Below are 7969 nucleotides of genomic sequence, written 5' to 3'. Positions count from 1 at the left end.
GAATAGGGAATAGGGAATAGGGAATAGGGAATAGGGAATAGGGAATAGGGAATAGGGAATAGGGAATAGGGGGCGGACAGATCTTCACTACTGACCAGGGATTATCCTATCTTCAATAGGGACGGTCTAAAGCCCGTCCTCCAATGTATAGAGTAAGCAAAGGCTTTAGCCCAAACTTATTAATATACATGAAATTAAAAAATCTGCTCTATCTGCCTGATCTGCGAGAGATATTCCACCAGTTTAAGATCTCCATAGCCCAAACTTAGTTCAACACAAAATATGGATATTCATTTTGAAGATCAAAAACTGCTGTTCTATCTATAACCATTCCTAACTATCATTAATTGCTTACCGTAAAAACTATTTTTCTTCAATAAGCAAGAGAATGTTACTGAACTATTTATTATTCTTTGTCTGGCTTTGCGGTAATGCATTTAGGCTTGGTTCAAGCTTGTCTTTTCTCAATAGTTGTCTTTTGCTATAGAGATTCTAAATCTTCCAGAATATTAAGGAGTAATGATTAAATAGAAATAAAAAAATCGTCCCTAATGAGACGATTTTGAATTTTATAATAAAGTTTTCATTAAACCTGAATAACCCCCAAATTGAACTTCTCAGTAATAGGAGCATGATTAGCAGCTTCAATACCCATAGAAATCCATTTTCTTGTATCCGTGGGATTGATAATGGCATCTGTCCAGAGTCTTGCTGCAGCATAGGTAGATTCTGTCTGCTTCTGGTACCTTTTTGTAATAGTATTTAAAATTTCATTATGCTCTTCTTCAGAGATTTCCTTACCCTGCTTTTTCAAAGTGGATTCCTGAATTTGCACCAAAACTTTAGCCGCCTGTGATCCGCCCATTACAGCAAGATCTGCCCAAGGCCATGCCACAATTAATCTGGGATCGTAAGCCTTACCGCACATTGCATAGTTTCCAGCTCCATAAGAATTTCCTGTAATAATCGTGAATTTTGGAACCACAGAATTTGAAACGGCATTCACCATTTTGGCGCCATCTTTAATAATGCCTCCATGCTCGGATTTTGAACCTACCATAAATCCTGTAACATCCTGAAGGAATATTAGAGGAATTTTTCTCTGATTGCAGTTGGCGATAAACCTTGTCGCTTTATCAGCAGAATCCGAATAAATAACACCACCAAACTGCATTTCACCTTTACCACTTTTTACAAGCTTTCTCTGGTTAGCTACAATTCCTACGGACCAGCCGTCAATTCTGGCTGTGGCACAGATGATGGTTTTTCCATAATCAGCCTTATATTCTTCATATTCTGAGTTGTCAACCAAGCATTTAATGATCTCGGAGGTATCGTACTGTTCTGTTCTGGAAGAAGGAACAATTCCAAAGATGTTATCAGGGCTTTCCTTTGGAGGAAAACTTTCTATTCTGTCGAACCCCGCTTTTTCAGTGCTTCCGAGAGATTTCATGATGTTTTTGATCCTGTTTAAGGCATCTTTATCATCTTTAGCCTTATAATCCGTAACGCCTGAAATTGAGCAGTGTGTAGTAGCTCCTCCCAGAGTCTCATTATCAATACTTTCTCCGATAGCTGCTTTTACAAGATAACTTCCGGCAAGAAAAATGGAGCCTGTTTTCTCAACAATCATAGCCTCATCACTCATGATGGGAAGGTAGGCGCCTCCAGCCACACAGCTTCCCATAACCGCAGAGATCTGGATAATTCCCATAGAGCTCATTTTGGCATTATTCCGGAAAATCCGTCCAAAATGTTCTTTATCAGGAAAAATCTCATCCTGCATAGGAAGGTAAACACCCGCAGAATCTACCAGATAGATGATTGGAAGCTTATTTTCCATTGAAATTTCCTGAGCCCTCAGGTTTTTCTTTCCAGTGATAGGAAACCAGGCGCCTGCTTTTACAGAGGCATCATTAGCAACCACGATACACTGTCTCCCGGAAACATAGCCCATTACGACTACAACGCCGCCACCAGGACATCCTCCATGCTCTTCATACATTTCATAGCCTGCAAATGCGCCTATTTCTATAGAATCTGAACCTTTATCGAGAAGATATTCAATTCTTTCTCTTGCTGTCATTTTTCCTTCGTCGCGAAGCTTTTGAAGCCTCTTTTCACCGCCCCCTTTTTTTATTTCAGCCAGCAATCGATTGATATCAGATAATTTTAATCTATTTTGATCTTCCCGTTTATTAAATTCAAGGTCCATAAAATTTAAATTTTTTACGGCTAAAGATACTATTTTTATAATGAATAGGGGATGAAGTAAAACAAGTGTTTAATATATTGGTTTTCAGAAATTTGTGAAATTTTTAACAAAAAAATATTTTTAAATTACTGATATTTTTTCTAACTTTACTTCAGAGTAAAAGGGACAATGTTTCCTGTAAATACTCTATTCCTAGTTTATTTTTTTAATAGTTTATTATTTGAAGGCCCTGAAAGTTGAACAGATTTTCAGGGTTTTTTTGTGCTTGCATCATTAGAAATGGAAGACAATCATAAAAAACTAATCTGAGTAATATTTCCTGTATTCAATAATATCGAGAAATGATGATCGGTTTTTATTTTTCCGGTATTTTTTATAAGGTATAAAACCTAATTTTTCCGGTATTTTCCTACTGGTTATATTTTCCTGATCAACGGGATAGATGATATATTTAAAAATAAAATTAGTTTCTAAAAATTGGATAAGGGCCATTATTATTTCTGTTCCCAAGCCCATACCCTGTGCGCTCTTTTTCAACCATAAGCCCAGTTCTACCGATTCTTCTGTTATATTATGGATACCACAGCAACCCATGAAGTTGTTTGTAGAGTCAATCGCAACCATTACCAGGTCGGTATTGTTTGAAAGCGACTTTTTTGATTCTTCCACGAAACTTAGAATATCATTTCTGTCTCCTTCCGGGTTGAAAGGCATATATCTTGTAATTTCTGCAGTGAAATAGGTATTGATATCATCAACATGCAATTCTTCTACAGGTTGTAATAAGAGTCGGTCTGTTTTAATCCTGATGTCTTTATTTAAGGTCATTACTCAAATCTATGATTTTTTTTAATAGGAAGGTAATCTATATCCATTACATCATGAAATAACAACTCCGCTTGTTTGACATCAAGTTTTTATAAGATCCATATTTTCTATTTTTAGCTGATTGTGATAAATTATTCAGGAAAAATAAGATGAACATGCATTAATTATTTTTTTATTAAAGTAAAATTTATATTTTTTATGAGATTTGTAAAAGCCTATTTGTAAATTTGCCTGTTAAAAATTTACAGAAGTTAGGATATGCAAAAATTAGCACTTTTCAGGTTGCATTTGATTGTTTTTTTGTGGGGGTTTACTGCAATTTTGGGAAAACTGATTCATGCCAATGCTCAGATTCTTGTGTTTTACAGGATGTTGTTTGCGGCTATATTTCTTTTTGCATTCATCAGGATTTATAAAAAAGAGAGCATTAAAGTATCCTGGAAAATATTTTTTCAGCTGGCTGGGATTGGTTGTGCCATGGCGCTTCACTGGTACTGCTTTTTTTATTCTATTAAAGTTTCGAATGTTTCAATAGCATTAAGCTGTCTGTCTCTTTCTACTTTGTTCGCTTCCATATTGGAACCTGTTATCTTTAAAAGAAAGATTGATGTATCGGAAGTTGTGATGGGTGTGGTGATAGTCGCCTGTATACTACTAATCTTTAAGACTGAATTTCATTTCAAAGAAGGTATCATATATGGGATTCTGTGTGCGGTGTTCGGAACTGTTTTTTCTGTTTTTAATGGTAAAATGTTTGGAAAAACCAGTTCAGGCAATATTATATTCTATGAAATTTTTTGTGGATGGTTTGTTCTCGCAGTATTTTATATGTTTACGGGGCAGATTTTTCAAATGAGTGAAATAAACTATAGAGATCTGGCGTTAATATGCTTACTGGCAAGTGTTTTTACAGCTTTTCCTATGCTGGAATCGGTGAAGCTGATGAAATATATTTCGCCTTTTACTTTAATTTTAACAGTTAATTTAGAACCTGTCTACGGAATTATACTAGCTTTTTTTATCTTTGGGGAATCAGAAGAAATGAGTCCTATATTTTATGTAGCTTCAGGCGTTATGATATTGGCTATTATTGTTAACGGATTAATGAAAGCCAGAAAAACAAAAAAACAAAAAAACTTTAACTAAGCATCAAATTTTATATGATGAAAAAATATCTTTTACTTGCATTTTCACTGCTGTTTGGGCTGTCTCAATCTCAGATTATAAGAAAATACTCCAATGAATTTTTAAATATCGGAGCTGGGGCAAGAGGGCTGGCCATGGGAGGAGCTGTAATTTCCAACCAGGATGATGTGTATTCACCTATGTGGAACCCGGCGGGTTTAATGGCTATTGAAAAAGACTGGCAGGGAGCGGCAATGCATGCAGAATATTTTGAATCTATTGCGAAGTATGATTATCTGGCGTACGCAAAAGTACTGGAAGAAGGAGTATTTGGGGTTTCAATCGTAAGACTTGGGGTAGACAATATCCTGAATACTACACAGATGATTGATGCTGAAGGTAATATAGATTATGATAAAATCACAAAATTTTCCCAGTCTGATTATGCTGCTATTCTTTCCTATGCCTTCAATCCGGCAGGTAATCCTAAACTGGATGTAGGGATAAATGCTAAAATTGTTTACAGAAACGTAGGGAAATTTGCCAGTGGTTACGGTTTTGGTTTTGATATCGGAGCTATTTATAAAGCTGACAACGGATGGAAATTCGGGGGTATGCTGCGTGATGCAACCACTACAGTAAACTTTTGGAGTATTAATCAGGGAGAACTTTCAACTGTGGTAAATGGCGAAGAATTTAACCCTGCACCAAAAGATAAGATGGAACTTACCATGCCTAAGCTGAATGTGGGGGCAAGTAAAATATTCAATATCAACAGCAGCGTGTATGTATTGCCGGAAGCCGGAATCAATGTAGATTTTGCTAAAACAGCAGCTTTGATATCAACGGATTTTGCAAGTATAACACCTTATGCAGGTGCTGAGCTGGGGTACCAGAAAATGATCTTTGTAAGACTTGGGATCAACAGGTTTCAATCCATTACAGATATTGAAGATTTAAAAAGAAAAGTTTCTTTCCAGCCGAGTGCTGGCCTTGGGATAAGATACAGAGGACTTACACTGGATTATGCGATTACCAATTCAGGAATCGGAGGATCTAATTTCTATTCTAATTTTTTCTCTCTTAAATTGGATATGGGAGCGTTCAGAAATGATTAACTTTGAAATTAATTTAAAAGCAATGAAAAAGATTTCGGTATTCACATTTATGTTGGCGGTAACTGCTGTTTTTGGACAGAAAGTTTCTGATTATAAATATATTTCTATTCCTCAAACCTTGAAAGATTTCGAGAAAGAATCATATGGTCTTGATAATTCTTTAGCAAAGGCTTTAAAATCAAAAGGATACACAGTTATTCAGGAAGGTAAAGACCAGTGGCCTTTGGAGATTGAAAAAAATTCTTGCAGCTTTGCAATGGGTAATATACTTAATAAAAGCGGTTTTCTAAGAAATAAAGTTGAGCTTGAGTTTAAGGACTGTAAAGGGAATGTAGTATTTTCATCAAAAGGAAGTTCAAACATTAAAGAATATGAAGAAGGTTATCAGGATGCTCTTAGGCTTTCTCTGGTATCACTTCCAGCTTCAAAACCTGTAGAAAATCTTCAGATTACGAAAGCTGAGAGTCCAAATATACAGCCTGTTAAAAATAATAATGAATCTTCTTCTGAGCCTATTACAGAAAATAAATCCGGGAAATATACCAACGGTAAAATTAACCTTCAGAAAATACAGGTGGATACCAATCAATTTATTCTGGCAGACAGTGGGAGCTCTGTGCCATTCGCTGTTTTTAAAACTTCTTCAAAAAAAGATGTATTCAGAGTAAAACTTTCAGACGGAAGTTATACGATCGGATATTTTGAAAATGGAAATATTGTGATCGATATTCCGCAATCTAATGGTGAATTTACTAAAGAAGTGTTTTCGACACAATAAAAACATATGATCCTTAATTCAGACGTAAGAATGAATTAAGGATTTTTTATTTTCTATTGACTGTTGAAAAACTCCCAGATAACCTTCGCTTTACTTTTCCCAAGAATCTCTTCCAGAGTTTCCATGCTCGATTCCTTGATCCGCTTAACAGATTTCAGTTTCGAAAGCAGCAGCTCAATCGTTTTTTCTCCCACACCGGGAATTTCTTCCAGTTCCGATTTGATGGTAGAGTTCTTTCTTCTCGTCCTGTGGTGCTTTACTCCGAAACGGTGGGCTTCATCACGAACCCTTTGCAGGATCTTTAAGGTTTCCGATTTCTTATCAAGATATAAAGGAATAGAATCTTCAGGAAAGAAAATCTCCTCAAGTCTTTTCGCGATTCCTACAATCGTTATTTTGCCATAGAGACCCAATAATTTTAAACTTTTTACTGCAGAAGAGAGCTGTCCTTTTCCTCCATCTATCAGAATGAGCTGCGGAAGATTTTCACCTTCATCCATCAATCTTTTATAACGGCGGTAGATGACTTCTTCCATTGTGGCAAAGTCATTGGCTCCTTCTACTGTTTTTGGGTGAAAAATTCTGTAATCAGCTTTGCTCGGTTTGCCATCTTTAAAAACCACACATGCAGAAACAGGATTCGTTCCCTGGATATTGGAGTTGTCAAAACCTTCAATATGTCTTGGTTCTACGGGCATTCTTAACAATTTCTGCATTTCAGCCATGATTCTGTTCGTATGCCTTTCCGGATCTACGATCTGTACCTGCTTTAATTTTTCTAAACGGTATTCTTTTGCATTTTTCTCCGAAAGTTCTACAATCCTTTTTTTGTCGCCGACTTTTGGAACAATTAGTTTTACATTCGGAATTTCCACAGAAAGGTGGAACGGTAGCAATACTTCTTTAGAATCAGAGCCGAACTTCTGGCGGATCTCTATCAGAGCCTCCTCCATAATATCTTCATCCGTCTCTTCCAGGATTTTTTTGATCTCTGTGGTAAAACTCTGAATGATATTTCCGTTTCTGATCTTGAAATAATTCACATAAGCGGCCGTTTCATCGCTGGTCATTCCGAAAACATCAACATCATCAATATTGGGGTTCACAACGGTATTTTTAGCCTGATAATCTTCCAGGATGTCCAGTCTTTCCTTGATGATCTGCGCTTCTTCAAACTTAAGACTGGAAGCCATTTTCATCATCTGATTCACCAGATACTCTTTTGCCTTCCGGAAATCCCCTTTGATAATTCCGCGGATGGCATCGATCTTTTCATCATAATCCTCTTTGCTTTCCAGATCTTCGCAGGGACCTTCACAGTTTTTAATGTGATATTCCAGACATACTTTGTATTTCCCTTCTGCTATTTTTTGAGGCGAAAGATTAAGGTTACACGTTCTTAGCTTGTAAATATGCTTAATGGTATCCAGCAAAATCTTTGCAGGACGCACTTTAGCATAAGGCCCATAATATTCGGATCCGTCTTTGATTACATTTCTGGTCAGGAATATCCTCGGAAAGCTTTCATTTTTAATACAGATCCATGGATATGTTTTATCATCCTTCAATAAGACATTGTAAAAAGGACGATGCTCCTTGATCAGGTTATTTTCAAGTAAAAGAGCATCATATTCACTGTTGACAATAGTTGTCTCCAGACGGACGATTTTTCCCACCATTATTTTGGTACGGTAGCCGGGAAGGTTTTTGTTGAAGTAGGAGAGAACCCTTTTCTTTAAATGTTTGGCCTTTCCTACATACAGCAATTGGTCGTTTTTATCATAATAACGATAAACGCCTGGTTCTGATGGTAAAGTTTTAAGCTGTAATTCTAAAGAAGGATTCATATAACAAAATTACGGAATCCATCCGGGATTTAAAAGAACAAAAAAACTGCAGAATTTT

At 36.4% G+C, this 7969-nt stretch carries 6 protein-coding genes; 3 read left to right on the top strand and 3 right to left on the bottom strand.

The window, feature by feature from the left end; all coding sequences use genetic code 11:
* Positions 1–586: 586 nt before the first annotated feature.
* Both IX38_RS08245 and IX38_RS08240 read right to left on the bottom strand, forming a co-directional pair.
* Positions 587–2215, bottom strand: a complete 1629-nt coding sequence (locus IX38_RS08245) for an acyl-CoA carboxylase subunit beta (protein ID WP_034703677.1) — start codon at positions 2213–2215, stop codon at positions 587–589.
* Between the two features lie 300 nt (positions 2216–2515).
* Positions 2516–3043: a GNAT family N-acetyltransferase gene (locus IX38_RS08240; protein WP_034703674.1), complete on the bottom strand. Its 528-nt coding sequence runs from the start codon at positions 3041–3043 to the stop codon at positions 2516–2518.
* 258 nt (positions 3044–3301) lie between these two features.
* Here IX38_RS08240 and IX38_RS08235 point away from each other — a divergent pair, with 258 nt between their 5' ends.
* Genes IX38_RS08235 through IX38_RS08225 form a run of 3 tightly spaced genes read left to right on the top strand, consistent with a single transcriptional unit; the run spans position 3302 to position 6064 of the window.
* Entirely contained in the window at positions 3302–4189 is an 888-nt protein-coding gene (locus IX38_RS08235) for a DMT family transporter (protein WP_034703673.1), read from the top strand.
* A gap of 17 nt (positions 4190–4206) precedes the next feature.
* Entirely contained in the window at positions 4207–5286 is a 1080-nt protein-coding gene (locus tag IX38_RS08230) for a putative type IX sorting system protein PorV2 (protein ID WP_449384746.1), read from the top strand.
* A 22-nt stretch (positions 5287–5308) separates the two neighbouring features.
* Positions 5309–6064, top strand: a complete 756-nt coding sequence (locus IX38_RS08225) for a hypothetical protein (RefSeq protein ID WP_034703718.1) — start codon at positions 5309–5311, stop codon at positions 6062–6064.
* A gap of 53 nt (positions 6065–6117) precedes the next feature.
* On the opposite strand, the gene uvrC is transcribed toward IX38_RS08225, so the two are convergent.
* Positions 6118–7911 carry an excinuclease ABC subunit UvrC gene (gene uvrC / locus IX38_RS08220; RefSeq protein WP_034703670.1) on the bottom strand — a complete coding sequence of 598 codons (1794 nt, stop codon included), beginning with the start codon at positions 7909–7911 and terminating at the stop codon, positions 6118–6120.
* Positions 7912–7969 lie beyond the last annotated feature (58 nt).

The sequence above is a fragment of the Chryseobacterium luteum genome, from assembly GCF_000737785.1.
GTDB lineage: Bacteria > Bacteroidota > Bacteroidia > Flavobacteriales > Weeksellaceae > Chryseobacterium > Chryseobacterium luteum.
The sequence above is the reverse complement of the archived record's forward strand: the minus strand, read 5'-3'. Positions and strand labels throughout refer to the sequence as shown.

Bases quoted from the DNA above. Each gene is read 5' to 3' on its own strand.
- IX38_RS08225 (WP_034703718.1), top strand. From the start codon at position 5,309: ATGAAAAAGATTTCGGTATTCACATTTATGTTGGCGGTAACTGCTGTT.
- IX38_RS08230 (WP_449384746.1), top strand. From the start codon at position 4,207: ATGAAAAAATATCTTTTACTTGCATTTTCACTGCTGTTTGGGCTGTCT.
- IX38_RS08245 (WP_034703677.1), bottom strand. From the start codon at position 2,215: ATGGACCTTGAATTTAATAAACGGGAAGATCAAAATAGATTAAAATTA.
- IX38_RS08235 (WP_034703673.1), top strand. From the start codon at position 3,302: ATGCAAAAATTAGCACTTTTCAGGTTGCATTTGATTGTTTTTTTGTGG.
- uvrC (WP_034703670.1), bottom strand. From the start codon at position 7,911: ATGAATCCTTCTTTAGAATTACAGCTTAAAACTTTACCATCAGAACCA.
- IX38_RS08240 (WP_034703674.1), bottom strand. From the start codon at position 3,043: ATGACCTTAAATAAAGACATCAGGATTAAAACAGACCGACTCTTATTA.